The organism is Paraburkholderia sp. RCC_158, from assembly GCF_041355255.1.
Classification (GTDB): domain Bacteria; phylum Pseudomonadota; class Gammaproteobacteria; order Burkholderiales; family Burkholderiaceae; genus Paraburkholderia; species Paraburkholderia graminis.
Map to the genome: position 1 here is coordinate 129880 of NZ_JBFUPM010000014.1, position 24928 is coordinate 154807.

Annotated in this window: 19 protein-coding genes; 12 read left to right on the top strand and 7 right to left on the bottom strand. The window is 61.6% G+C overall.

Annotation, left to right across the window (positions count from 1 at the left end):
• Nucleotides 1–106: 106 nt before the first annotated feature.
• From AB6809_RS24660 to AB6809_RS24670, 3 genes are all read right to left on the bottom strand, one after another.
• Complete coding sequence (locus tag AB6809_RS24660; RefSeq protein ID WP_006047812.1) at nucleotides 107–559, bottom strand: GDP-mannose mannosyl hydrolase; 453 nt, start codon at nucleotides 557–559, stop codon at nucleotides 107–109.
• Between the two features lie 56 nt (nucleotides 560–615).
• Complete coding sequence (locus AB6809_RS24665) at nucleotides 616–765, bottom strand: hypothetical protein (RefSeq protein ID WP_006047811.1); 150 nt, start codon at nucleotides 763–765, stop codon at nucleotides 616–618.
• A 138-nt stretch (nucleotides 766–903) separates the two neighbouring features.
• Nucleotides 904–2868, bottom strand: a complete 1965-nt coding sequence (locus tag AB6809_RS24670) for a hypothetical protein (RefSeq protein ID WP_371027360.1) — start codon at nucleotides 2866–2868, stop codon at nucleotides 904–906.
• Nucleotides 2869–3669: 801 nt separating this feature from the next.
• Between AB6809_RS24670 and AB6809_RS24675 the strand changes: the two genes are divergently transcribed.
• The 9 genes from AB6809_RS24675 to AB6809_RS24715 all read left to right on the top strand — a co-directional run bounded on the left by AB6809_RS24675 (nucleotide 3670) and on the right by AB6809_RS24715 (nucleotide 15921).
• Entirely contained in the window at nucleotides 3670–4656 is a 987-nt protein-coding gene (locus AB6809_RS24675; protein WP_307251866.1) for a helix-turn-helix domain-containing protein, read from the top strand.
• A gap of 41 nt (nucleotides 4657–4697) precedes the next feature.
• Nucleotides 4698–6263 (top strand): sugar phosphate nucleotidyltransferase, encoded by a 1566-nt coding sequence (locus AB6809_RS24680; protein WP_029970369.1) that lies wholly within the window; start codon nucleotides 4698–4700, stop codon nucleotides 6261–6263.
• Between the two features lie 52 nt (nucleotides 6264–6315).
• On the top strand, nucleotides 6316–7701 hold the full coding sequence (locus tag AB6809_RS24685) for an undecaprenyl-phosphate glucose phosphotransferase (RefSeq protein ID WP_029970368.1): 1386 nt from the start codon (nucleotides 6316–6318) through the stop codon (nucleotides 7699–7701).
• A 70-nt stretch (nucleotides 7702–7771) separates the two neighbouring features.
• Nucleotides 7772–8911 carry a polysaccharide biosynthesis/export family protein gene (locus AB6809_RS24690; RefSeq protein ID WP_006047806.1) on the top strand — a complete coding sequence of 380 codons (1140 nt, stop codon included), beginning with the start codon at nucleotides 7772–7774 and terminating at the stop codon, nucleotides 8909–8911.
• Between the two features lie 78 nt (nucleotides 8912–8989).
• Complete coding sequence (locus AB6809_RS24695) at nucleotides 8990–11224, top strand: polysaccharide biosynthesis tyrosine autokinase (protein ID WP_006047805.1); 2235 nt, start codon at nucleotides 8990–8992, stop codon at nucleotides 11222–11224.
• A gap of 56 nt (nucleotides 11225–11280) precedes the next feature.
• Nucleotides 11281–12399, top strand: coding sequence for a GDP-mannose 4,6-dehydratase (gmd, locus tag AB6809_RS24700; protein ID WP_006047804.1), 1119 nt, complete (start codon nucleotides 11281–11283; stop codon nucleotides 12397–12399).
• 4 nt (nucleotides 12400–12403) lie between these two features.
• Entirely contained in the window at nucleotides 12404–13360 is a 957-nt protein-coding gene (locus AB6809_RS24705; RefSeq protein ID WP_006047803.1) for a GDP-L-fucose synthase, read from the top strand.
• 25 nt (nucleotides 13361–13385) lie between these two features.
• Complete coding sequence (locus AB6809_RS24710) at nucleotides 13386–14528, top strand: glycosyltransferase family 4 protein (protein ID WP_006047802.1); 1143 nt, start codon at nucleotides 13386–13388, stop codon at nucleotides 14526–14528.
• A gap of 61 nt (nucleotides 14529–14589) precedes the next feature.
• On the top strand, nucleotides 14590–15921 hold the full coding sequence (locus tag AB6809_RS24715) for a glycosyltransferase WbuB (RefSeq protein ID WP_371027361.1): 1332 nt from the start codon (nucleotides 14590–14592) through the stop codon (nucleotides 15919–15921).
• A 28-nt stretch (nucleotides 15922–15949) separates the two neighbouring features.
• Here the strand turns inward: AB6809_RS24715 and AB6809_RS24720 are convergent, their stop codons facing one another.
• Nucleotides 15950–16399 (bottom strand): hypothetical protein, encoded by a 450-nt coding sequence (locus AB6809_RS24720; RefSeq protein ID WP_370882097.1) that lies wholly within the window; start codon nucleotides 16397–16399, stop codon nucleotides 15950–15952.
• A gap of 215 nt (nucleotides 16400–16614) precedes the next feature.
• On the opposite strand from AB6809_RS24720, the gene AB6809_RS24725 reads away from it, so the two are divergent.
• Together AB6809_RS24725 and AB6809_RS24730 are read left to right on the top strand one after the other, a co-directional pair.
• Nucleotides 16615–17229, top strand: a complete 615-nt coding sequence (locus AB6809_RS24725; RefSeq protein ID WP_006047799.1) for a DapH/DapD/GlmU-related protein — start codon at nucleotides 16615–16617, stop codon at nucleotides 17227–17229.
• A gap of 171 nt (nucleotides 17230–17400) precedes the next feature.
• Entirely contained in the window at nucleotides 17401–19134 is a 1734-nt protein-coding gene (locus tag AB6809_RS24730; RefSeq protein WP_029970364.1) for an FAD-dependent oxidoreductase, read from the top strand.
• Nucleotides 19135–19218: 84 nt separating this feature from the next.
• Here AB6809_RS24730 and AB6809_RS24735 read toward each other — a convergent pair whose 3' ends face one another.
• Nucleotides 19219–20436, bottom strand: coding sequence for a glycosyltransferase (locus AB6809_RS24735; protein WP_029970362.1), 1218 nt, complete (start codon nucleotides 20434–20436; stop codon nucleotides 19219–19221).
• Entirely contained in the window at nucleotides 20433–21875 is a 1443-nt protein-coding gene (locus AB6809_RS24740) for a hypothetical protein (protein ID WP_307251883.1), read from the bottom strand. Before AB6809_RS24740 ends, AB6809_RS24735 begins: the two co-directional genes overlap by 4 nt.
• Nucleotides 21876–22156: 281 nt before the next feature.
• On the opposite strand from AB6809_RS24740, the gene AB6809_RS24745 reads away from it, so the two are divergent.
• The gene (locus AB6809_RS24745) at nucleotides 22157–23305 is read left to right on the top strand and encodes an acyltransferase (RefSeq protein WP_029970360.1); all 1149 of its coding nucleotides are present in this window, start codon (nucleotides 22157–22159) and stop codon (nucleotides 23303–23305) included.
• 81 nt (nucleotides 23306–23386) lie between these two features.
• Here AB6809_RS24745 and AB6809_RS24750 read toward each other — a convergent pair whose 3' ends face one another.
• Nucleotides 23387–24589 (bottom strand): glycosyltransferase, encoded by a 1203-nt coding sequence (locus AB6809_RS24750; protein WP_307251887.1) that lies wholly within the window; start codon nucleotides 24587–24589, stop codon nucleotides 23387–23389.
• Nucleotides 24590–24928 lie beyond the last annotated feature (339 nt).

Consider the following 24928-nt stretch of genomic DNA (forward strand, 5'->3'; position numbering starts at 1 on the left):
AGCCTTTTATAGTGCGCTCGATCATACTGCAATCATCTGACGTTCCGCGTTGGCGGGCTAACACTGTGCATACGGTGGCTGCTTAGCGGGAATACTAGCGGAAACACTAACGGAAATACGCCTTGGTGTTTTCATGGACGTCGTCGCGCGCGAGCAGTTCGTGAGGCGTGAGCCACAGATATTCGCTGTGCTGATCGGGCCGGCCGACCGGCTGCGCACTCGCTACCGACAACGCATAAGCAAGCACAATGTAATGCGTCGACACGCCAGGCTCGCCCGCGAAATTATCGCTGTAGTGATGTTCGAATACGCCTTCGAAGCGCGCCGAGGAACGTGCGAGTTTCGCGATGCCGAGCTCGGCGTCGGCGATGCGCGAGAAAGCGGCGTCGAGCGTTTCGTCCTTGAGGATGCGGCCGCCGGGAACGAACCACGTGCCGCGCGCGGGCCGATTGCGGCGATGACCGAGCAGAACGCGTCCGTCTGCATCGCGAACCAGCAGATCGATCGCGACGAGCGGCGTCAAACGAACAACATCGAGGAAGTCGATTTCCGTCAGCATGCGGGTTCCCGAGCAAGCTCGCTATTGCCACGGTGATTTCCGTGGCGCAAGCAGTGTTAATAGTCGCCACGGTTGTCGTCGTCGCGAGTCAGTCTTTGCGCGACGTCCGCGATCAGCAGCAAAAGCATGAGAGTGCCTGCCGCCGCAAACGCGAATGCACCGGCTATCGCGGCCAGCACGAGCATGATCCACGCAACCCCGTTCATTATTAGCGCCCCCGCGCGTCGATACAGATGCTAATTGCGGCGGCCGCGGTGTTCTGTGCGCTAGCTATCGCGGTTCGCGTAGTTCTCGTAGTTCTCGTAGTTCGCGTAGTTCTCGCCGCATGACTTCGAGCCGGAACGCTAGCGGGCGACGTAACCTTCCGGCGCAGTGACAGCGTCCTTGAATACGTCGGCGTTACTCGACACCACGTATAAAGGCGTGGGCGACAGTTTCAACGTTGCGACGCCGTCGCGATACGGCACCGCCGCCGCGTTGCCCATCATGTCGAGCGTGGTGACTTCGCCGCTCGTGCCGGGCGCGTCGACACGCAAGCGATATTCGACGCTTTGCCCCGCGTTGAAGCCGGTTTTCGCGCTCCATTTGTCGTTGTCGTGAGTCCAGAGCGCGGTCACGATCTTGCCACCACCGAGCCTTCGAAATGCGTACGCATGGACGCCGTTCGGCAACGCTTTGAGCGGCCCGAGCGTGCTCGTTCCGTCGACGATGCGCGTCATCGCCGCCACCGCGAGCGCCGCCGGCTTCGGACTGATGCGAGACGGACCATAGGCGCCTTTCGCATGCTCGAGTTCGAAGAAGATGCCGTAGCCGGGCGCCGCGTCCGGCATGTCCGCGAGATAGAACACGTAGGTCATGTCGGCGCCTTCGCCGAGCAGAATCAGATGCGTGCGCACGACGACCGCGGCTTGCGCATACAGCACGTCAGCGCCCGGATAGCGCTTGCCATACGATTCGCCGATGTCGTAACTGATGCCCGTCTCGGTCACGAATAGCGGCGCGCCGGGCTTCAGGTATTGCCGCATTTCGTGGCGCAACGCGCGCATCGACGCAGCGAGCGCGCCCGATACCGTGCCCTGATTGCGCGTGTCGGCCACGCGCTCCGGCGGATGCGACGGTGTGGTGCCAATGTCGTAATAGCCGTGCACGGTCATGCCGTCCATATAGCGGCCGATGCCGAGCGGACCCAAACGGCGCATCCACGTCACGTTGCCTTGCACCGATGAATACGTGAGGCCCATCACCACCGCATGCGGATCTGTCTGATGGATGCCTTCCCACACGGCCTTGTACATCGCGACGAAATTCGCGTCGCTGTCGCGCCACGGCAAACCGCCGTCGGCGTCGGGCTCCCAGGTAACCTGATAGTAGTTGTCGCGCTGCTTCGGAAAATAAGTCGTGCGAACGCGATTCGATTCCGCGCCTACCTTCGCCATGTACTCCTTCATCTGCGCGAGTGAAGTGGGTGCATAGCTATGAGTTTGCTTGCCCGTCGTGCTCGCCCATTTGGGGATGCCGTCGAGCTGGATCAGACGCAAGAGATCGCCGCGTTGCAGGTAGGGCGTGAGCTGCTTCGTCGCGGGATCGAAGGTGCCGGGTTTGTCCGGCTCTTCCATGTACCAGTTGCGGTTGTCGTTTATCCACGTGAGGCCGAGCGCGGTATAGACCGGACGATAACCGTCGCCGTCGCAGCAATGCTGACCGGGCGCGAGATACGCGGTGCCCTGGCCGCCGAACCGATGCAGGTCTTCATACGGAAAGCGTACGGCCGGTAGCGTGGCCGCGGTATCGGGCAGCACGCCGAAAGTGGCGATGCCGGCCGGCCGCGTGCCGCGCGATGACAGTTCACCCTGCGCGCGTTCGAGCGACGCGGACACGGCGAAATAGCCCGCTATCGGCGATGCGCAATTGAGCGTCCATGACATTGCGCCAGCGGCGACGCTGAAGCGACCGCTTGCACGCACAACATTCCACGTGTCGCGTATCTGCCAGATGAGCGTATCGTTTTGCGGCGCGCGCGTGGTGAACACAAGCGCAAACGGTTTCGATGCGGCGAAGAGACGCGTGCCGTCGCTCGGTGTATCCGCTTCGATCAAATCGCCTGCGGACGCTGCGCTTGCTTGCGACGAAGGCGCCGAGCAACGCAGGCCCTTGCCGTCAGACGCCTTCGTATCGACCTGCGCCGCCGCTGCCTGGCATTCAACTGCCGATACGCAGAGCGCCGCGAAAAGAACCGCACGTGCAGTCGCACGCCCCGGCACGGACCTTATAATGCTTCGCACTGCGCGATGCCTGTTTGAATTCGACATACCATCCCCCGTGTATCCCGTGCTGCTCGCGCTGTGTCTCGTCGCGCGAGCGTCGTCAAACTGCTAATTCACCAGGCCAGAGCCGCCGCGACGTAGTGTCCGTTGCTGCATGTTGCGGAAACCGCATAGTGCATTTCCGCAAGCTTCTGGCCGTTTCCGACTGGCGCGCGTCTACGCGATCCGCCGCGGGTCCGTCAATTGCGCTGTCATCTTAACGGCCGTTATTCCCCATGTTTCAGGCCTGAAACATTAATCGCCGTATTTATATTGAATGCACCCAATAAGAACAAATTAAATAACCGAAAGGCCGTGCAAGGTGCCTATATTAGACACTGCTTCGCGTTATTGAAGTGCGCGGTTCCTATCGTCAGCCGAAACCTGCGCGGCGGTTGCGCGGGGGAATCTCCACAAGCGGGAGAGTTTGTGCGCAACCGCTCCATTCATTGGCGAAAACGCCTTTATTTTGGCCCTGGTTCCGTGCGGATCGAATTGTAACCGCCCTTTTTTGAGTAGCGAACCAGTGTGCGGTGGCGAACGAAATCGAGTTCTGCTTTGAACTAAGATTCGCACAACGCCAATTCAATGATATGTCGAATCGGCAATTAATTCGGTGCAATTCGGTGTTGGCGGAATATTGCCGAAAATCACCGCGAGCTACTCCTGTCAATGCGCCAACATGTCAGCACTATCGGTCATGGCGGCTAAATACTTGACTAGTGGTGGCTATGATGCACTGCTCAGAGTCGGCCCCGGCGTGGCCGTTGATGGTGAAAGTAAATCCGTTTTCTGGTGAGGATAGCTATGACCTGCGCGAGTCTCGAGTCTGCCATGCTGCGTTGGGTGCACGCACCGAACAAAGGCATGCGCCGCATCGCGATACTGATGTTCAACGACTGCTCGCTGCAAGGCGCCGGCGTTGTAGCCGAAGTGTTCCAGGCAGCGAATGAACTGGCTTCCTCGGGCCCGAGCGGCTGTTCATATGACGTGTGCTTCCTCTCCGCCGATGGCGGCATGGTGACGTCGTCGTCGGCTCTGCGCGTGTGGACCGATGGACTCGACGCGCGACATTACAGCGGCTTCGACGCGCTGTACGTAGCAGGCGGCAAGGGCGCCATCGCGGCGGCGCGGGACGAGCGCCTGATCGCGTGGCTGCGCCGCGTGCGGCACAACACCGGCATGATCCGGCCGATCGCGGAAGGACGCGCGCTGCTCGACGCGGCCTACTTGCCCGACGCAAGCGGCATCTATGCATTGCGCGACGAATCGGCGAAAACACCGCGTCAGAGCGAGCAGGGCGCCGACGCCGGCGATCGTCTCGAGTCGATGCGCAGCGCGCTCGGCATGATCAAGCGCGACCTGGGCGCGGCGGCTGCGCGCACCGTTGCTGAGCGCTTGCTTGCCGATTCGTGCTCGAACCTCGCGCCGCTTCTCAGCGAAGACGGCGCGCTTACGCCAGGCGACAAGGTGCGCGCGGCGGCTCGCTGGCTGCAGGAAAACTGCCAGCAATCTATTTCGATCGCGGACGCCGCGCAGTTCGCGGCGATGAGCGAACGCAACTTCCTACGCCGCTTCAAGATGGAAATGGGCATCACCCCATCGAGTTTTCTGTTGCACGAACGCCTTGCCGTGACGTGCAGCCTCTTGACCGAATCCGAATTGCCGGTCGACAAAATCGCGCGCCGCACGGGCATGGGCAACGGCGACCGTCTCGCCAAGGTGTTTCGCAAGCGAATGAGAATTTCGCCGACCGAGTTCCGGATACAGAGCCGCCGCATGGTCGGCCAGTAGCATCGGCGGGTTGTTTTGCAAGAGTCATAAGGATTGCAGATATGTTGAATCAGGGAGCTGGAAATAATACGTCGTCCCATGCTGGTGAGGACGCACGCGGCGCGCGTTGCACGCGCATCGTCCCGGTCATTCTCGCCGGTGGTTCCGGCACGCGTCTGTGGCCCGTGTCGCGCGAAAACTTTCCGAAGCAGCTCATCGACGTGGTGGGCTCCGATTCGCTGCTGCAAGCCACCGCGCGACGCATGAACGACTTTCCCGCGGGCTGGCAAGTCGATGTTTCGCCGATCATCGTATGCGGTGAAGAACACCGCTTCGTGATTGCCGAGCAGCTTCATGAGAATGGCGTCGAAGCGCGTCTGATTGTCGAGCCCGCTCGCCGCGATACGGCGCCCGCGCTGACGCTCGCGGCCTCGCTCGCTTGCGCTGAAGGGCAGGATGGAATTCTCGTCGTGATGCCGGCGGATCATTCGATCGCCGACGTCAACGCGTTGCAGGCTGCGCTCGAAAACGCGGCACGTTACGCCGAACGCGGCGCGATCGCGACGCTCGGCGTGCCGCCGACGCGTCCCGATACGGGCTTCGGTTATATCCGCATCGGCGCCGCGCTCGGCGACGGCGCGCATGCCATCGACGGCTTCGTGGAAAAGCCCGCGGAAGAGATCGCGGCGCAGTACGTCGCAGCCGGGGTGTACTGGTGGAACAGCGGCATCTTCATTGTGCGCGCAAGCGTCTGGCTCGACACGCTCGCGCGTTTGCAGCCGGACATGCACTCGGCTTGCGAGCGCGCATTCAGCGGCGGTCGCAGCGAAGACGGGTATTTCCGCCCGCTCGTCGATGCGTTTCTGAGTTCGCCGGCCGATTCGATCGACTACGCGGTGATGGAGCGCTTGAGTGAGGCGGCGGACGCTGCTGCCGCCGACACGGCAAGCGCAGATACAAAGGCAAGCGCAAAAGATGCGTCGCCCGCAGGCGTGGTGGTCCGACTCGAAGCCGGCTGGTCCGATCTCGGTTCATGGGACGCCGTCTGGGCCGCGATGGAAAAAGACGCCAACGGCAATGCGGGCCGTGGTCGCGTGGCGTTCGAGGGCGCGGTGTCGAGCTACGCGCATTCCGAAGGACGCCTCGTCGCCTGCGTCGGCACGACGAATGTGGTGGTGGTCGAAACCGCCGACGCGGTGCTCGTGGTGGACCGCTCGCATGTGCAGGACGTCAAGGGTCTCGTGTCGCGCATCAAGGCGCAGAACGCACCGGAGGCCGACGCGCATCGCAAGGTGCATCGTCCGTGGGGCTTTTACGATTCGATCGACCACGGCGAGCGTTTTCAGGTGAAGCGCATCGTCGTGACGCCGGGCGCGCAGCTTTCGCTGCAACTGCATCACCACCGCGCCGAGCACTGGGTCGTGGTGCGCGGCACCGCGCTCGTCACGCGCGGCGAAGAGCAATTCCTGCTGAGCGAAAACGAATCGACTTACATTCCGCTTGGCATCCGGCATCGGCTGGAAAACCCGGGGAAAGTGCCGCTCGAGATCATCGAGATCCAGTCGGGCACTTATCTGGGCGAAGACGACATCGTGAGATTCAACGACAACTACGGCCGCTGCTCTTAAGCAGCGGTCGCGGCGGATTGCGGACAGGAACGGTCAGTACGAGGTAAGCAAAATGCGCAGGTTTCAGGATTTGCTCGCGCGAATGTTCGATGTCGCGCTGGTGCTCGTAGGAGCGGCGGTGGCGTCGCAGATCCGCTTCGACTACCTCGCTCAATCGGGTTTCTATTGGGCGCTGGTGATGTTCGCCGCAGCCTTCGCGCTCGCGATCTTTCCGGCGTTCGGCGTCTATGAATCATGGCGCGGCCGCTCGAAGCTCGCGCTCGCAGGACAGGTGTCGCTCGCGTGGCTGATCGTGCAGGGCAGTGCGCTGGTATTGATGTATTCGCTGCATCGCAGCGACTTCGTATCGCGTTTGTGGTTTTCGTATTGGACCGCCGTGACGGGCGGCCTGCTGATCTCGTATCGCCTCATCACGCATGCAGTACTTGCGCGTGCACGCGGCGCGGGGATGAATCTGCATCGGGTCGCGATAGTGGGAAGCGGCTCGCAATGCGACGCGCTGATTCGCCGCATCGATTCCGCGCCGACCACGGGCTTTCGCGCGACGGCGGTCTACAACACGAAGCCGGATCAATCGCCGGTGAATAGTAAAGGTGTGCCGGTTTTCGATAGCGTGGATGCGCTCGCTGAATACATCCGCACGAATGACGTTCATGAATTGTGGCTGATGCTGTCGCTCGCGGAAGAGCCGCTGATCTGTTCGCTCGTCAGCGAGTTTCGCGACGATCTGGTGAACATTCGCTTCATGCCCGACGTGCGCAGTCTCGCGCTTTTCGAGGGCAGCGGTGTGATCGAGTTGCTCGGTGTGCCTGCAATCAACCTCGTGGCGTCGCCTCTTTCGGCGAGCTCGATGCTGAAGAAAGAGATCTTCGATCGCCTGTTCGCAGCTACCGCGCTCTTCTGTCTTGCGCCGCTTCTCGTTGCTATTGCGCTCGCGGTAAAGCTCTCGTCGCGTGGGCCGGTGTTTTTCAGGCAGAAGCGCAAGGGCGCGGATGGACGCGTATTCACGATCTACAAGTTCCGTTCGATGCGCATGCATACGGAGCAAAAGGGCACCGTCAGCCAGGCGACGCGCAACGATCCGCGCGTGACGAAAGTCGGTGCGTTCCTGCGCCGTACGAGCCTCGACGAATTACCGCAGTTTTTTAACGTATTGCGTGGCGACATGTCGGTCGTGGGACCGCGTCCTCATGCGCTCGAGCACGACGACCTCTATCAGAAAGTGGTCGCGGGCTACATCAATCGCTATCGGATCAAGCCGGGTATTACAGGTTGGGCGCAAATCAACGGCTTTCGTGGCGAGACCGACCGCATCGAAAAGATGGAACGTCGCGTCGAACATGACCTGTACTACCTGGGGCATTGGTCGTTTGCACTCGACATGCGGATCATCGGCGCGACGATTGTCGCCGGACTGGTGCATCGAAACGCTTACTAGTTGTTAACAAAGCACGCAAGGCGGTGCCTCTTTCCTGAGACATTCGCTCTTGCGCAAGGAGGAAAAAGTTATGAGCTCGCTTGGTACACGCACGGGAAGTCTCTCGGTTTTCGCAATCGCTGCACTGCTCGCGGGCTGCGCTGCCGCGCCCGGTCAGCGGATGGACACGCCGGCCACTCTTCAGGAGACGGGCGGCGATTTCAGCACCGAACCGTCACAGCAGCAGACGATACCCATTACGGACATCAATCTGTCGCTCGTGCGCAAGATGCACGCGGACCAGACCAGTGCCCCGTTGCCGCCGGCAACGCTCGCGCTCTTCGGCAAGCCGGGCCCATACCGCGTCGGCCCTGGCGACGTGCTGCAGATCGTCGTGTGGGATCACCCCGAACTCGCAGCGGCGCTCGGCCAACCGGCGCAGAACGCCAAGTCTTCGGATGCGGCCTCGGGCTTTCTCATCGACGAGAAAGGCGATATCCAGTTTCCGTATGCGGGCACGGTTCACGTGGCCGGCAGGGACGTCAGCGCGATCCAGAAGGAACTGTATAACCGCCTGAGCAAGGTGTACCAGAAGCCGGAAGTGACGGTGCGCGTGGCCTCTTTCCGTAACGCGCAGATTTTCATCGACGGTGAAGTGCGCACGCCGGGCGCGCAGTCGCTGAACGACATCACGATGTCGCTGACGAGTGCGATCAGCCAGAGCGGCGGCTTCAGCCCGAACGCGGACCGCAGCCGTGTCGAGTTGATCCGCAATGGCGTCACGTATCAGTTGAACATGGACGACCTGCTCAAGCGCGGACAGAACCCGTCGAACATCTATCTGCAGGCGGGCGACGCAGTGCGTGTGGCCTCGCGTGAAGACAGCGGTGTCTACGTGATGGGTGAAGTGAACAAGCCGGCGACGGTCACGCCGATGCGCAACGGTTCGCTGACGCTCTCGCAGGCCATTTCGGACAGCGGCAGCTTCGACCAGGCTACGGCTTCCACGCGGCAATTGTTCGTGATCCGAAATTCCGCGAGCGAATCGCCGCAGATCTATCACCTCGACGCGAGCTCGCCGGTATCGATGATCCTTGCGAACCAGTTCGAGTTGCAGCCGAAGGACGTCGTGTACGTGGGCCAGGGCGGGCTGGTTCGTTTCAACCGTATCCTGAACCTGTTGTTGCCGGCGATCAATGCGGCTGTGACCGGCGTGGTAGTAGCGAAGTAAGCAGCAAAACAAGCAGCAAAGTAAAAAACGTATAAAGCAGTTCAGAAAAACCGCGGGTTATGCTGGGTGAGACCAAACATGGCAATCAACTTCGAGAACCGCTATACGGACGTGTCCGCAGCGGATGAGTTGCATCTTTCGGACTATCTCCGCACTATCGTGCGGGGCTGGCGCACTATTGCAACCGTGACGCTGATCGCGCTCGCGCTGGGGTGCGCGTACGCTTTCCTTGCGCCACCGACGTACCGGGCGGACGTGCTGTTTCACGTCGAGGACAAGACGGCGAATGCCAACGCGAACGGCAAGGATTCCTTGCCGCCGCTCACCGGCATGTTCGACACGAAACCGTCGACGGCAGCGGAGATCGAGCTGCTGAAGTCGCGTCTCGTGACGGAGGAGACCGTCAAGAAGCTGCATCTCGACATCACGGCGACGCCGCGCTACATGCCGGTGATCGGAGGGCTGATTGCCGGGCTGGTGAACGGGCAATGGGGCTTCAAACTGCCCCAGTTCATCAACCTGTCCGGCTATGCGTGGGGCAACGAGAGCATTTCGGTGTCGCGCTTCGACACGTCGAAGGAGATGTACGACACCACCTTCACGCTGGTCGCGGGCAACGACCGCTCGTACGTGCTGCGCGACAGGAACGGCATTGCGATCCTGTCGGGCCACGTCGGCGAAACGGTCCAGACGGATACCGCCGACGGTCCTATCGCGTTGCGTGTCGATGCGCTGACCGGCGCGGCCGGCTCGCAATTCGAGCTGTCGCGTGCGTCGACGCTCAGCACCGTCGACCGCTTGCAGAAGGCGCTCGTCGTGCAGGAAACCACGCTGCAATCCGGCGTGATCCGCGCGAGCCTCGAAGGCGGCGACAGTGCGCTGACCGCGGCGATCGTCAACAGCATGGCGCGTGAGTTCGTGCGCCAGGACGTTGCAAGCCGTTCGACGGAAGCCGAGCACATGCTCGCATTCCTCGATCAGCAATTGCCGGGCTTGCGCAAGGAACTGGACGAGGCGGAGCAGCGCTACAACAAGTTCCGCAATACGCACGGCACGGTCGATCTCGGCGAAGAGAGCCGCCTGCTGCTTCAGCAGATCGTCGACAACAAGACGAAGCTGCTCGATCTGCAAACGCAGCGCGCCGAGATGTCGCAACGCTTCACGGCGAATCACCCGGCAGTCGCTTCGCTCGATGCGCAGATCGCAGCGCTGCAAGGCGCGCAGGTCAACATGAACCGCAGCGTGTCGGTGATGCCGGATACGGAGCAGACCGCGTTGCGTCTGTTGCGCGACGTGCATGTCGACACCGAGTTGTATACGAACCTGCTCAATAGCGCGCAGCAGTTGCGCGTCGCGAAGGCGGGCCAGGTCGGCAACGTGCGCGTGGTCGATTTCGCCGAAGCACCCGATGAGCCGGTGCGTCCGAAGCGCGTGATCGCGATCCTCATCGCGCTGGGCGGCGGTCTGGTGCTCGGCATCATGCTGACCTTCTTCAAGCGCGCGATGTATGGCGGCGTGGAGCGTCCCGACGAACTGGAAGCCGTGCTCGGCGTGCCGGTGTTCGCGGTGGTGCCGCGCAGCCAGACGCAGTTGCGCTTGCAGGAGGACGTCATGCTGCGCCGGCGTGGTCTGCATGTTCTCGCGCAGCAGGCGCCGGAAGACATTGCTGTAGAAGGGGTGCGCAATCTCCGTACATCACTGCAACTTTCGCTCGATCATGCCGCAAATAACGTCGTGATGATTACGGGCTCGCGGCCCGACGCAGGCAAGTCGTTTCTGTCGGTGAATCTCGCGGCGCTCGTCGCATCGGCGAATAAACGCGTGCTGATTATCGACGGCGACATGCGGCGCGGCGACGTGCACTCGCACTTCGGCATCGGACATCAACCGGGCTTGTCGGATGTGCTGAGCGGAGGCGACCTGACTTCGATGATCCAGCGCGACGTGCTGCCCGGACTCGATGTGCTGGCCAAGGGCACGTTGCCCTCGCATCCGTCGGAACTGCTGATGAGCTCGCGCTTCCAGACGATGCTCGACGAACTGAAATCACGCTACGACCTCGTGATCATCGATACGCCGCCGGTACTCGCCGTCACCGATTCGACGCTGATCGGCAAGCACGCGGGCACGACGCTGCTGGTGGTTCGCCACGGCCGTCATCCGTTGAATGAAATTGCCGAGACCGCCAAGCGTCTTCGTAATGGCGGGGTTGGACTCAGAGGCGTATTGCTCACCGACGTGCCGCAGGAAGGGGCTTTCCTCGGCTCGGGTTATCAAGGCGGATATTACGGATATGACAGCATAGCGGGCTGAAATCGCGGCCGAGTTTCTCGCTACAAGTGTTGAAAAGTTAACAAGGAGAAGCCTTCATGAAACGCAAGGTCGCGCTGATCACGGGGATCACGGGGCAGGACGGGTCGTACCTCGCCGAGCTGCTGCTCGCCAAAAACTACGACGTGCACGGCATCAAACGCAGGTCGTCGCTGTTTAACACAGACCGGATCGATCACCTCTATAGAGACCCACACGATCCGGAACAACACCTCTTTCTGCATCACGCCGATCTCACGGACTCCACCAGCATTCTGCGCGTGATTCAGCGCGTGGAGCCGGACGAGATTTATAACCTCGCGGCACAAAGTCACGTTGCGGTGTCGTTCGAGGAACCGGAGTACACGGCCAACGCCGATGGTCTTGGCGCACTGCGGATTTTGGAGGCGGTGCGTATCTTAGGTATGCAGAATAAGACGCGATTTTACCAGGCGTCGACGTCCGAACTTTACGGCCTCGTGCAACAAGTGCCGCAATCGGAGACGACGCCGTTCTATCCGCGCAGTCCGTATGCGGTGGCGAAGATGTTCGCGTACTGGACAACGGTCAATTATCGCGAAGCGTACGGTCTTTATGCCTGCAACGGGATTCTGTTCAATCACGAATCGCCGGTGCGTGGCGAGACTTTCGTGACGCGCAAGATCACGCGTGCGATTGCGCGTATTGCGGTCGGCATGCAGAAGACGCTCTATCTCGGCAATCTGTCGGCGTTGCGCGACTGGGGCCATGCGCGCGATTACGTCGAGATGCAGTGGCGCATGCTCCAACAGGAGCAGCCGGAGGACTTCGTGATTGCGACCGGCGTGCAGTACAGCGTGCGTCAGTTCGTCCAGCATGCCGCGGGTGAACTGGGCGTCACGGTGCGCTTTGAAGGCAGCGGTGTCGACGAAATCGGCATTGTCGACAAAGTGGAAGGGCGCGAGACCAGAATGTCGCCGGGCGACGTGATCGTGCGTGTCGATCCGCGCTACTTCCGGCCGGCCGAAGTCGAGACGCTGCTCGGCGATCCGTCGAAGGCGCATGCGAAGCTGGGCTGGCAGCCTACGACGCCGTTTGCCGCGCTCGTCAAGGAGATGGTGCGCTCCGACTTTCAGATTGCACGTCGTGACGCGCTCGTCACGCTCGCCGGCTTCACGGCGCTCGAACATCACGAGTGATGCGATGAACAAACAGTCACGCATTTTCGTCGCGGGGCACCGCGGCATGGTCGGCTCCGCTCTCGTCAGGCGGCTCGTCGCAGCGGGCTACACGAACGTCGTCACGCGCACGCGGCTCGAGCTCGATCTCATGGATCAGGCCGCTGTGAACCGCTTTTTCGAGGCCGAGAAGATCGACGTCGTGCTGCTTGCCGCGGCGCGCGTGGGCGGCATTTTTGCGAACGCGTCGCGGCCGGGCGAGTTCATCTATGAAAACCTGGTGATCGAAACGAACGTGATTCACGCCGCGTATCGGGCGCAGGTCGAGCGGCTGGTGTTCTTCGGTTCGTCGTGCATTTATCCGAAGCAATGCCCGCAGCCGATTCGCGAGGAGTATCTGCTGACTTCGTCGCTCGAGCCGACGAACGACGCATACGCCATCGCGAAGATCGCCGGTTTGAAACTCTGCGAGGCGTACAACTGCGAATACAACACGCAGTACGTATCGCTGATGCCGACCAACCTGTACGGCCCGAACGACAACTACGATCTCAAGAGCAGCCATGTGTTGCCGGCGCTCCTGCGCAAGGCGCACGAAGCCAAGCTGAACGGCGCCGATACGCTGACGGTATGGGGCTCGGGCACACCGCGCCGCGAGTTCCTGCATGTCGACGATCTCGCCGCGGCCACGCTGTTCGTGCTCGAAAACAACGTGATGGAAGGGCTTTTCAACGTGGGCGTCGGCGAAGATCTGTCGATACGCGAACTGGCGGAGTGCATTTGCAAGGTGGTCGGCTTCGACGGCGAGCTCGTGTTCGACGCGTCGAAACCCGATGGCACGCCGCGCAAGTTGCTTGACGTCTCGCGCCTCGCGCAGATGGGCTGGCGGGCAACGATCGGACTGGAGCAGGGAATCGCGTCGACGTATCGGGAATTCGTCGAATCCTATGCCGGGTCGCCGACCGCGGCCGCCGTGCAATGACGTTTTTTCGAGGAGCTGCATAAAAATGAGTGCATCCGTCACCATCTTCCATAACGTCGTATGGTCGCGTCACAAAGGTGTCGTCTTTTCTGCGCTGCATAATATTTCGGCATCCGGAGCAATTCGCTACCGGATGGTGCAGATCGCCGATACCGAGCACGACCGCATCGGCTTTTCCGAGGTCGACTATTCGTACCATCGTTATCCGATGCAAAAACTCTTCGACGGCTGTTACGAAGACGTGCCGACGATCAAGATGATCGCGCGGCTGACGTGGGAAGTGCTGAAGGCGAAGTCCGATCTGATCGTGCTGCCGGGTTATCACCGTCCGGAATACTGGGCGATGCTTGCGGCTTGCATCGTGACCGGCAAGCGGCGCGCGGTGTTCTGCGATTCGACCGGACGCGATCGTCCGAAGAAGCTTCTCACGTCTATTCCGAAGCGCGTGTTCTTTTCGCTGTGCGACGGCTATTTCGGTTTCGGCGAGCGCAGCCGCGAGTATCTGCTGTCCCTCGGCGCAAAGCGCGAGAAGATTTTCATACCGTGTCAGGCCGCCGCATTGCCCGGTTCTTTCTCGCCGGAGCGGGCATTGGTCGAACGCGTCGCCGCGCGTGCCGGCAATCCGCCAGTGTTTCTATACGTCGGGCGTCTGTCGGAAGAGAAGGGCGTCGGCACGTTGATCGAAGCGTTTGCCGGTTTGCAAAAACGCGTACCCGCTGCGCAATTGCGCATTGTCGGCACGGGGCCGATGGCCGACGCATTGCGTGCGAAGGCCGTCGAATTGCACCTTGAGAACGCCGTGACCTTCGCGGGCAGCTTGCAGGATGAGCCGCTCACGCGCGAGTACTACGGCGCGACCTGCATGGTGCTGCCGAGCTTCAGCGAGCCGTGGGGTCTCGTCGTCAACGAGGCGCTCGCGCACGGCTGTCCGGCTGTCGTCAGCGAGAGTTGCGGCTGCGTGCCGGAACTCGTGATCGACGGCGTGAGCGGCTATTCGTTTACCGCAGGCGACGTCGCCGGATTGCAGCGCACGCTGTTAAAAGCAATGGAAGCCTTCGCCGATGCGAGCGGCACCGCTCACCGTTGCATGGAAGTGATTCGCCGGTTTGATCCGCCTTCCGCAGCCGCCAATATTGCCCGGGGCTGTGCGCTGATGCTGAGCGATTGACGGGTGTCGCGGCGCCGCCGCGAGGTCGGGCATGGAAGCTTTAACACGTTAGATACGCACAATGAAGATCCTGATCTACGGCCTCAATTACGCGCCCGAGCTCACGGGGACCGGCAAGTACACGGCTGAAATGGCCGCGTTGCTCGCAAGTCGAGGGCACGAGGTGCGGGTGGTATGCGCTCCGCCTTACTACCCTGAATGGCAGGTTTCGCCGGGCTATGCGTCCTGGCGTTATCGGCGGGAAGAGCGCGACGGTGTCGCGATCTGGCGCGCGCCGCTATGGGTGCCGTCGCGACCGAGCGGCCTGAAGCGGATGATTCATCTGGCTAGCTTTGCGGCGACCTCGCTGCCTGTGCTCGCCTTGCAGGCGTTATGGCGCCCCGATGCAGTCGTGTTGATCGCGCCGACCTTGATATGCGCGCCAGCATGCCTTGCGCTGGCTCGCGTGGCGCGCGCCAGTGCGTGGCTGCACATTCAGGATTACGAAGTCGACGCGGCGTTCGAGCTCGGCCTTCTGAAAGGCTCGCGCGCGGCGCGAATCGCGCGCTGGGTCGAAAGCCAGTTGTTGCGGCGCTTCGACGCGGTGTCGTCGATCACGCGGCAGATGAGCGCGCGCGCGTCGGCGAAAGGCGTAGCGCCTTCGAAAGTAGTGTGCCTGCCCAATTGGGTCGACGTGTCGGCCATTTATCCGCTGTCGCGAGCGAGCGAATACCGTAGTGAGTTGAACCTGTCCGACGCGCAGAAGGTCGTGCTGTACTCCGGCAACATGGGCGCGAAGCAGGGCATTGAAACGCTTGCGGAAGCCGCTGCTTCGCTCGCGTCCCGTCCTGATGTCACGTTCGTATTTTGTGGCGGCGGCGCGGCGAGAGAGAACCTAGAGAAGCGCTGCGCAACGTTGCCGAACTGCGTCTTCTTGCCGCTTCAACCGGCGGAGCGCCTGAACGAACTGCTCAATCTCGCGGACATTCACGTGCTGCCGCAACGCGCCGATGCAGCGGATCTCGTCATGCCGTCGAAGCTGACCGGCATGTTCGCGAGCGGCCGCGCGACGATCGCGATGGCTCGGCGCGGCACCGCGCTGCACGAAGCGGTGCATGCGCGCGGCGTCGTCGTGCCGCCCGATAACGTGAAGGCGCTGGTCGGCGCGATCACCGCTCTCGCCAACGACCCCGAGCGGCGCGCGGCGCTCGGACGAGCCGCGCGCGATTACGCGGAGAGCGCGCTTTCGCCGGACTCGACGATTAGTACTTTTGAAGAACGCATCGGCATGCTGTGCCGCGCGGCAGGAAGAAGGCGCTTGAGGGCGAGCGCTACGTACTTCGACGCCAGGCCTTCAGCGGTGGTCGTGACGCATGCGAAGCCGGCGACCACGGAGGACGCCGCGCCGGAATGATCCGGCCGCGGCCATCATGAGTGCGCGATCACCACGGCGAACGGTAGACGGAACGCTTACCCATCGTGTACGGATCGGCGTAGGTGGCCTTGGCGGCGCCTTGCGGCACGAGCTTGTCGTCGGCGCGCGGACGCGCTGCCGCATCGGCGACACGCAACTGGCCGTTCGCGACGGGCGGCGCCTTGCGCTTGCCCGCTGCACCCGGCTTGCCGGCTTGCTCGCCATCGGTGACAGTCATGCGTTGTTCGTCGAGCAGGGCTGCACGGCGCCCGTTGTCGATATTGGCGTCCCGCGGATTGCCGGCGACGTAGCCGTCAGGCGCGCCCAGCAGCTTCTGTTCGCGCTTGCGCTGAACGGCGCGGCGATCGACTGGAGCGGGCGCCGGCGCGCCATAGCCGGTCGGCGCCGTGGCGGTCATGGCCGGCGCGGCCTTCTGCGCGAATGCGGGTGCTGCGCAAACGGCGGTGAGAAGAAGCATGCAGTGGGCGGTGTGTCGAATCAGTGTTGTCATTGTGGTCCCCGGGTTGATGCAGTCCAATGAAAACATCGTGCGCCAAAATCCATGCACGCAGCCGCCAAAACGCTTGCCTGCGCGGCCACGTAGTGAAGAAGAGCGAGTCTGCCAAAGACAGGCATCGAGATTAATTAGCATCCCTGTGCATAAACGCACGGCGCACGGTATGGAGAAGAATCATGGGCAATATCGCAGACGATCCGCGGCTCGCTTGTGCGCCGCCAACTGAAAGCGCCGGCGCGGAGCATCGCGTGATCGACCTGAGCCTCGCGGGCAAGGGCAATTATCGTGCGGGGCGCGGCGCGCTCGTCGAGCTCATATGGTTTGTAGTCGAGGCGTGCGTCATCAATAACAAGCTGCTGCCGCTCTCATCCGTGCGCGTCGCGTTGCTGCGTCTGTTCGGCGCGCGGATCGGTACCGGCTGCCGCTTCGTGCATCCATTGCGGGTGAAGGCGCCGTGGAATCTCGAAGTGGGCGACAAGTGCTGGTTCGGCGTCGACGTATGGATCTATAACCAGGCGCCGATTCGCATCGGCTCCAATGTTTGCATTTCTCAGGGAACGTTCCTGACAGCCGGCTCGCACGATATGAGCACCACGATGGACTTGCGCGTCGCGCCGATCGTGATCGAGGACGGCGTGTGGATCACGTCGAAATGCGTCGTGCAAATGGGCGTGACGATAGGCCGCTCGGCGGTCGTCACACCGCTCTCTGTGGTGCATCGCTCGCTTGAGGCCGGGGGCGTGTACGGCGGAAACCCGTGTCGTTTTTTGCGGAAGCGTTTTCTTCCGTGACCTGAAGCACAGAAATAGATCCGCAGCTTTTATACGCTGAGGAGACCGATGTCGTGGCAACCGGACAATTGATGCATCCGGTCACGGCATAGGGGCGCGTTGCTTGCCGGCCATAGGCCCGCAAGCCGGCGACGCCTTAAAAAATCATGATGAAGAACACGGGAGCTGCGGATGTTCATCGATACTCGCAATGTCGAACAAAATACGGTCATCGAAACGACGGTCTGCATTATCGGGGGAGGCGTCGCGGGCATCACGCTCGCACGCGAAATGTCGGCCGCCGGGGTGGATACCTGCCTGCTGGAAAGCGGCGGGTTTGCGCCTGACGAAGAAACGCGCGACCTGTACCGCGGCGAAAACGCCGGACTGCCGTATCGATTCGCGGACGGCTCGCGCAGCCGCTATTTCGGCGGCAGCAGCAACTGCTGGGGCGGCTGGTGCCGTCCGCTCGATCCGTGGGACTTCGAGAAGCGCGACTGGATTCCGCATAGCGGCTGGCCATTCGGACTCGAAGAACTCGCGCCGTACTACGCGCGCACGCATGAATTGCTGAAGCTCGGTCCGCAGAACTTCGACCCCGCATACTGGGAGCGTGAGATTGGCCGCTCCGACGTGCGCCGTCTACCGCTTGGCACCGGCGACATGCGCGACACCGTTGCGCAGTTCAGCCCGCCGGTGCGCTTCGGCAAGGTGTATCGCGAGGAATTGGGGCGCTCCACGCGGGTGCGCGTCTTTCTGCACGCGAACGTCCTCAATATCGACGCCGATGCGCAAGGCACCACGATTACCCGCGTGCAGGTGGGCACGCTCAGCGGCCGCCGGATGACCGTGAAGGCGCGCATCTTCGTACTGGCTGCGGGCGGGATCGAGAACGCGCGACTGTTGCTCGCTTCGAACAATGTGCATGCAGCAGGACTTGGGAACACTAACGATCTCGTCGGACGCTATTTTATGGACCATCCGCGAATGATGTGCGGAAAGGTTCGCTTCCGCCAGGGCGTCCCGCGTAACAAGCTCTACGACATCAAGTATCACTACCAGAATGCCGCGGTCTCGGCGCATGGCACGAAGATCTCGTCGCAGCTCGCACCGAAGCGCGAAATGATGGAGCGCGAACAACTGCTCAATTCTCGCGTGTGGCTCTATTCGCGCTGGTACGGCGAGGCGAGTGCGGGCTCGGAGGCGCTGATTCGCTGCAAGGAAGCGCTGATGCTCAAGGACCAGCCCGGACGCAGGCTCACAGCCGACATCGCGACGATGGTCGCGCATCCGCTGCATACGGTCGGCTACGGCCTCGCGCGCTTGCTGCAATGGCCCGCACTCATCACCGACGTCACGCTGCAGGCCATCGTCGAGGCAGTGCCGAATCCGGACAGCCGTGTGACGTTGTGCGCGGATAAGCGCGATCGTTTCGGCATGCCGCGCGTGAAAGTGGAGTGGCGTCTCGGCGACCAGGTGAAGCGCACGTTCGATAAAACATTCGCCGGATTCGCAAGAGAGTTGCAGATGGCCCGCGTGGCCGACGTCGAACTCGACGCGCCGCTCGAAGGCAGAGCGTGGCCGGACAAGCTGGAAGGCACGTGGCATCACATGGGCACGACACGCATGCACGATTCGCCGCGCGAAGGCGTGGTCGATCGCGATTGCAAGGTGCATGGCATCAGCAATCTGTATATCGGCGGCAGTTCGGTGTTTCCGACTGTCGGCGCAAACTTCCCGACCATTACGATTGCCGCGCTATCGCTCAGGCTCGCCGGACATCTGGCGCGTCAGCTCGATGTGCCACATGTCGTCGGCGGCACGCATGCGGAAGCCGCGAATAACGTGAGCGCGCCGGCGCAGTCTCCGGTCGAGACGTTGCCCATCGCAGCGTCTACATTGACGTCGTTGATGAAGGAACAATGAAGTAGAAGAGAAGGCGGTGCGGCCAACGCGCTGCCGCCGCAAACGCAAACGGCGCTCGAACGAGCGCCGTTTTTTTCGTGCGATTCAGCGGCTTGGCTGGCTCGCCTCGCGCAACCCGGCGAGCTTGTTGCGGTTCGCTTCGCTGTCGCGGCCGCCTCTCGTTTCCAGCAAACTCGTCAACGCGCTCACCATGGTGTCGATGCGGAAACGCGCATGGAAAGTGCGCGCGGCTTGCACACGCATCGCTGCGCGTGCGGCGTCGTCGAGCTCGAGCCAGCGAATCAGGCTCTTCTCGGTTCCGTCGACTGTGTCGGTTGCTATCAGTCCCGCGCCGTCTTCTTCGATTTCGCGCCATACGTTGACCTTGTCGGAGATCAGCGCGGGCAGTCCGCAACCGAGTGCCTCGGCCACCGCGACGCCGAAGTTCTCCTGATGCGACGGCAAGGCGAACACGTCGCTCGCGTAAAAAGCGCCCCACTTGAGATCGCCTTGCAGCATGCCGGGCAGACTCAGGCGATGCGCGATTCCGGCTGCTTGCGCCTGAGCCCGCAGGCTCGCGGCCCAGCCGGTTTCGTCGGGGCCGGCAATCACGAGATGCAGCGCGTCGTCGCGTTGCGCCACGCGCGCGAATGCGTCGATCAGCAGATCGCAGCCTTTCTTCGCGTGTACTCTGCCGAGAAAGAGCACGATGCGTTTGCCGCGTGCGCCCGGCACGGCCTGTAAAAACGCTTCGCGCGCCGACGCTATGTCCACCTCGGGCACCGTGGTGCCGAACGGCACGATGCGTTCGCGCGCACGATAGAGCCAGAACGATTGCCGTGCGCGCGTGCGCTCTTCTTCGGTCGTGAAGATCACCGCGCGCGCGTCGCGCAGCACGCGGTACTCCGCCCACGGCCAATAAAGCCATTTCTTTAGATGCTTGAGCGGATACGCTTCCTTGAACCACGGATCGAGCATCCCGTGCGCGTACACGTAATACGGCACGTCGCTGTCGTGCAGCGCCTTCCATGTCGCGAAACCGTGGTATTGCCACAAGCCGTGCACGATGACGGCGTCAAAGCGCTTCGCGTGATTCGCGAGCCACGGCGCGAGATACGCGCTATAGCTATAGCGATTCGAAGTCGGGCCGAACGCATGAACGGGAAATGGAAAAGCCGCGAGGTACGGGTCGTCCGGCGCATCGCAAGTGGCCACTTCTATTTCATGGCCGGCTTCCTGCATCGCGATGCCGCTGCGGCGAACGCCTTCAACGGGACCGCCCGCGCGCGGATCGACGCTTGCAAGCACGTGGAGGATTTTCATCGCGCAATGTCCGGTCGGTTGGAACCCGGCAGTTGTGCCGTGTGCGACATGCCGAGCGTGCCGGCGAGATCCGGGCGGCCCATGCCAGGTTGAATGCGTCCCGGCAAGTCCGGCATCGCGGCGGGCCGCATACGCCGGGCGCTACGCACGCGATTCGCGCGTGCGGGCAGCGCGAGCTGCAAACGCGTATAAGTGGCGATCATCAGACCGAGTCCAATGCCGAATACGAGGCCCGAAAAGCGCGGGCCGAGAGGATTGCCGCCAATCGACGTCGCCGGCAATGCGGCAAACAGCATGATGGCGCGTCCGAATACCGGCAGCATCGGTGCATCAGGTACGACCTTGCGCCAGTAGCGATAGGCGAAGAAACACACCGCGAGCGCGCCGAGCGTGGCAAGCGGCATCGCGATGCCGAATACGAGTCCGCCCGCAAACAACTGATAGACCCAGAAATTGTGACCCGCGGCCCATTCGTTGATCGCGTAAAAGTCCTGCTTGCTGAACTGGCCCGCAAGGTCCGGCAAATAGACCGGCGAGTAGCGGTAGTAGTGCCCGTAGCCCGCGCCGAATAGAAGCGTTTCCGGCGAAGCACTCACCTGGTCGTACTGATCGCGCATTTCGGCGAGACGCGTGATGGTGGTCGGGTCCTTGCCGGAGACAGTTGCTTCCGAGAAGAATATGCGCTGCGTCCAGTGTTCCGCGACATTTGGAACGGCCAGTGCCGCGATGCCCGCCACGCCCGCCAGCACCGAGGCGACGACGACACCGCGACCGACGGCGCGCCAGATTTGCCGCACCGACGGCGCGCTGAGCGCCATCGCGATCAGGAACAGCAGCACGGTGCCGACCAGCAGGCTGCGCGTGACGCTCAGCAATTCGACGATCACCGTGCCCGCGAATACGGCCACCGTGTATAGCGAATAGCGTTTGGCGACGACGAACTCATGCAGCAGCACGCCTTGCAGTCCGAGCAGCGTCACGGAGATGATGCGAAAGCGCACCTCCTCGAGACCGCCGCCCGTTGCAATGCCGTAGACAAACGTAAATACAAGGCTAATCACATTGCCGAGGAACAGTGCTTTTTCGAATTGAGCGATTCGATGCTCGCTCCACGGCCGGCACGCGACCAGGTAGCCGAGCAGAAACAGGATGAACGGCAATAGCACGCGCAAATAATTGCCGCTGTCGTTGTCCTGAATCAGTTGCGCGACGACGCTGCCGAACACGCACAACAGCATGCTTGCGGTGACGACCGAGCGTAACGGAGAGCGCTCGTGAAAGCGCGGTGCGATCAGCAGAAGGGCGAGCCCTGCCGCCATTGCTGGAATGACAAAGATGAACTGGGCGAAGTGCCCGGTGCTTGCGTTGGTGGCCTTATAGTCCAGTGCAAGCGGTAAAAGAAAGATCCATATCCATGGCGTTGCATACTGATGGCGCATTCTTGTTTCCTCCCCGTCGCCGTCATTTGCCGTCGTCTAAGCGGACGGTCTCGCGTCGGGTCATTGTGCGCGCAACCTTATGCTTGTGCGCGTCGCCAATGCGGTTCGTCTCCGGCTGCCTGGATTCTGGCGACACTGGAAAGGGCTATGCCTGCAAGACGCACGCAAGCTGGCCGATGTTGTCGCTGAATGCCTTGATCTTGGCGCTCATACCTGCTTCCCGCCACCCATGATGCAAACAGGACAATGCGGCCGATAAAACGGAAAAAGGGGAAAACAGCATGAAGCTATTTGGCGGGACGGGACCCGCGAAAGCCAGACGGGCGATCGAACTCGACTTCGTTCGCGGCATCGCCATTATTGCGGTAATGGGCTTTCACTTTCGTACTGTTCACACCAGTAATGTTCTGCTCCAGATTATCGAGTACCCGCTAAAGAGCTTTGGGCGAGAGGGCGTCAATCTCTTCTTTACCTTGAGCGGCTTTCTGGTGGGCGGACTGCTGCTGCGGCAATACGCCGAAACAGGCCACGTCGACGCACGGCGCTTCATTGTGCGACGCATGTTCCGCATCTGGCCCGCGTATTACGTGCTGATCATATTTCACATGCTCGCCGGGCGGCATCCGTGGAATACATTTCTTTTCCAGAACCTCACGCATCTTCAGAACTATTTCGGCACGTCGATCACGCAGACCTGGAGTCTCGCGGTGGAAGAACATTTCTATCTCGTGCTGCCGGCGCTTTTATTGCTTTTTTCCCGCTTGCGGCTCGGCGCGTGGACGATTATCGGCGTACTGTCGGGCATCTGTGCGGTAACGCTCATAGCGCGTTGTTTTGCAGTTGCGGATGGGGATTTGCAAGGCGCGTTCGCATACACGCAGTACCGTATCGACAGTTTACTGATCGGCGTGATTCTCTCGGCGATCTACTGGATGAAGCCCGGCATCTATCACCAGATCGCGAAGCGCAAATGGCTGTTGGTCGGCTGCGTCGGGCTGCTGTGCGCCTGGCTCGCGTTGGCCACGAAACATATCGTGCTCGACGAAAGCATCGGCTACACGATTCAGGCACTCGGTTTTGCCGCGCTCATCGTTTTCGTTCTGGAGTACTCCGGGTCGCTGCGGACGACGTGGATTTATCGCGGCGTCGCGTGGGTCGGTCTTTATTCGTACGGTATTTACTTGTGGCACTCGCTCGCGCTTGCGCCGGGCGAGATGCTGATTCGCAAGGCGACTGCGCTTGGCTTCGCGCCGAGCATCATCTGGATCGTGGCGCTTTCCGCGCAGTTCGTCATTGCGATCGGGATCGGCTATGTGACCACGCGCGCAATCGAGTATCCGTTCATGCTGATGCGCAATGCGCTGTTCCCGGAAAAGCGCAGCAGCTCGGTGCGCGAGGAAGTGCCGGTGGCCGGCGGGCAGTTGTCCTGAAAGCGCGGGCTTATTCATGACGTGCGCCGGCTTTTAAGCCGGCGCATCACGTCACGCCAAGTCACGCTGAGAGCTTTTGAATCACGCCATCTGCTGCAGCAAAGTGTGTTTGAATTCGCCGAGCGTGTTTTGCGACAGAAGATTGTCGCGTGGGGCCGCAGCCGAATGTTCGTGCGGCCACGAGGTCAACGTTTCGGTAATGGCTTTCCCGATCGACGCCGAACTCAAGTCGCTCAGAATCGGGCCCAATTCGCAGCGTCTGCTGAACCAGCCGATCAAACCGTCTTCCGTTGCGATCACCGGCTTGCCAAAGCGGTATGCCTGCACGAGCACGCCGCTCATGCCGTAGTGACCTTTGTAGCCGAGCCATACCGCATCGCATGCGGAAAACAGATCGCGCTCCATGTCGTTGGAAATAAACGAGTCGAGCACGACCGGCGCGGGCGTGAGACTGCGCACATGGTTGCGCATGAAGTGGCGTGTGCCTGCATCCTGCTCGCCCGCGACAATCAACGTCGGCGCGTGTTCGAGGCGCGTCATTGCGTGGACGAGTTCGTAAATGCCCTTGCGTTCGGTAATCGCGCCATAGACGAGCAGATAGCGCTGCCCGGGGTCGAGCCCGAGTCGCTCGCGCGCAAGCGCGGGATCTTCCGCGCGCTCGTCGGGGAACGGGTCGGCCACATAAGCGACCTTCGCACTGCCTTTCGATACGTGGTGCGCCGCCCATTCGGGCAAGGTCGGATCGATGCTCAACAACGTGCGTAGACCCGGCGTGCGAACCGCGCGCCTGAACAGTTGCGCCTTGATCGCGTTGACGAGCGGACGATCGGGCGCCTTGATGCCGACCTTGTGATGATGAAACGTCGAGCGCATCGTGATGCCGATCCACGGGGTCTTGCAGAATGGCGAGCCGAGAAAGGGCAGGCCATTGAAGAAGTAATCGGCATACGGCACGACAACAAGCCGGATCGATTGCGCGCGGCTGAGAATCCGATACGCGCGTTCGAAGTAGTGATGAAAGCGCCAGTACTGATTGCGTTCCCGCAAACGGTGCGTGCGGCTTTCTTCCGGATCGACGAATGCAATCTGCTGGTCGGCGCGATTTGCAGCGGTAATCTGCCGCGCGAGCCGATGATCTTCATTCGCGCATTCGGTGACGAGAATGCATGGATAGCCGGCCTCCGCGCACGCCTGCATGATCCACTCCGCGTAGCGCCAGCGATGACCGGTGAGGTTCGGCTCAACGATCAGGACAAAGTCAGGTTCGATCACGTCGGTAGGCATAGGCGGGAGTCAACATACATGGGTTGGGGAATTGCATCAGTGCAAGCGGCATGGACGAAACGACGCGCGCCGCGGGCTCTGCGATGCAATCAGATGAATAACGTTAGCACTGCCAGCAACCGCAAAACTGCCAGATTCGCGCGTTGTGTGGTTAAACGTACTACCACGCAAGGGCCGCGGCTGAAGCGGCCTGGTTGATGGCGGTTGACGGCGAATCTCTCGCGGTAAGGTCATGCTTACGGTTCCAGATGAACCATTGCCAGCTTGCTGGCGCGACCAATTCAATCCAATCCGGCGCGGCGGTGTTCACAGCGAGTCATGACGCGCTGCTAACCGCTC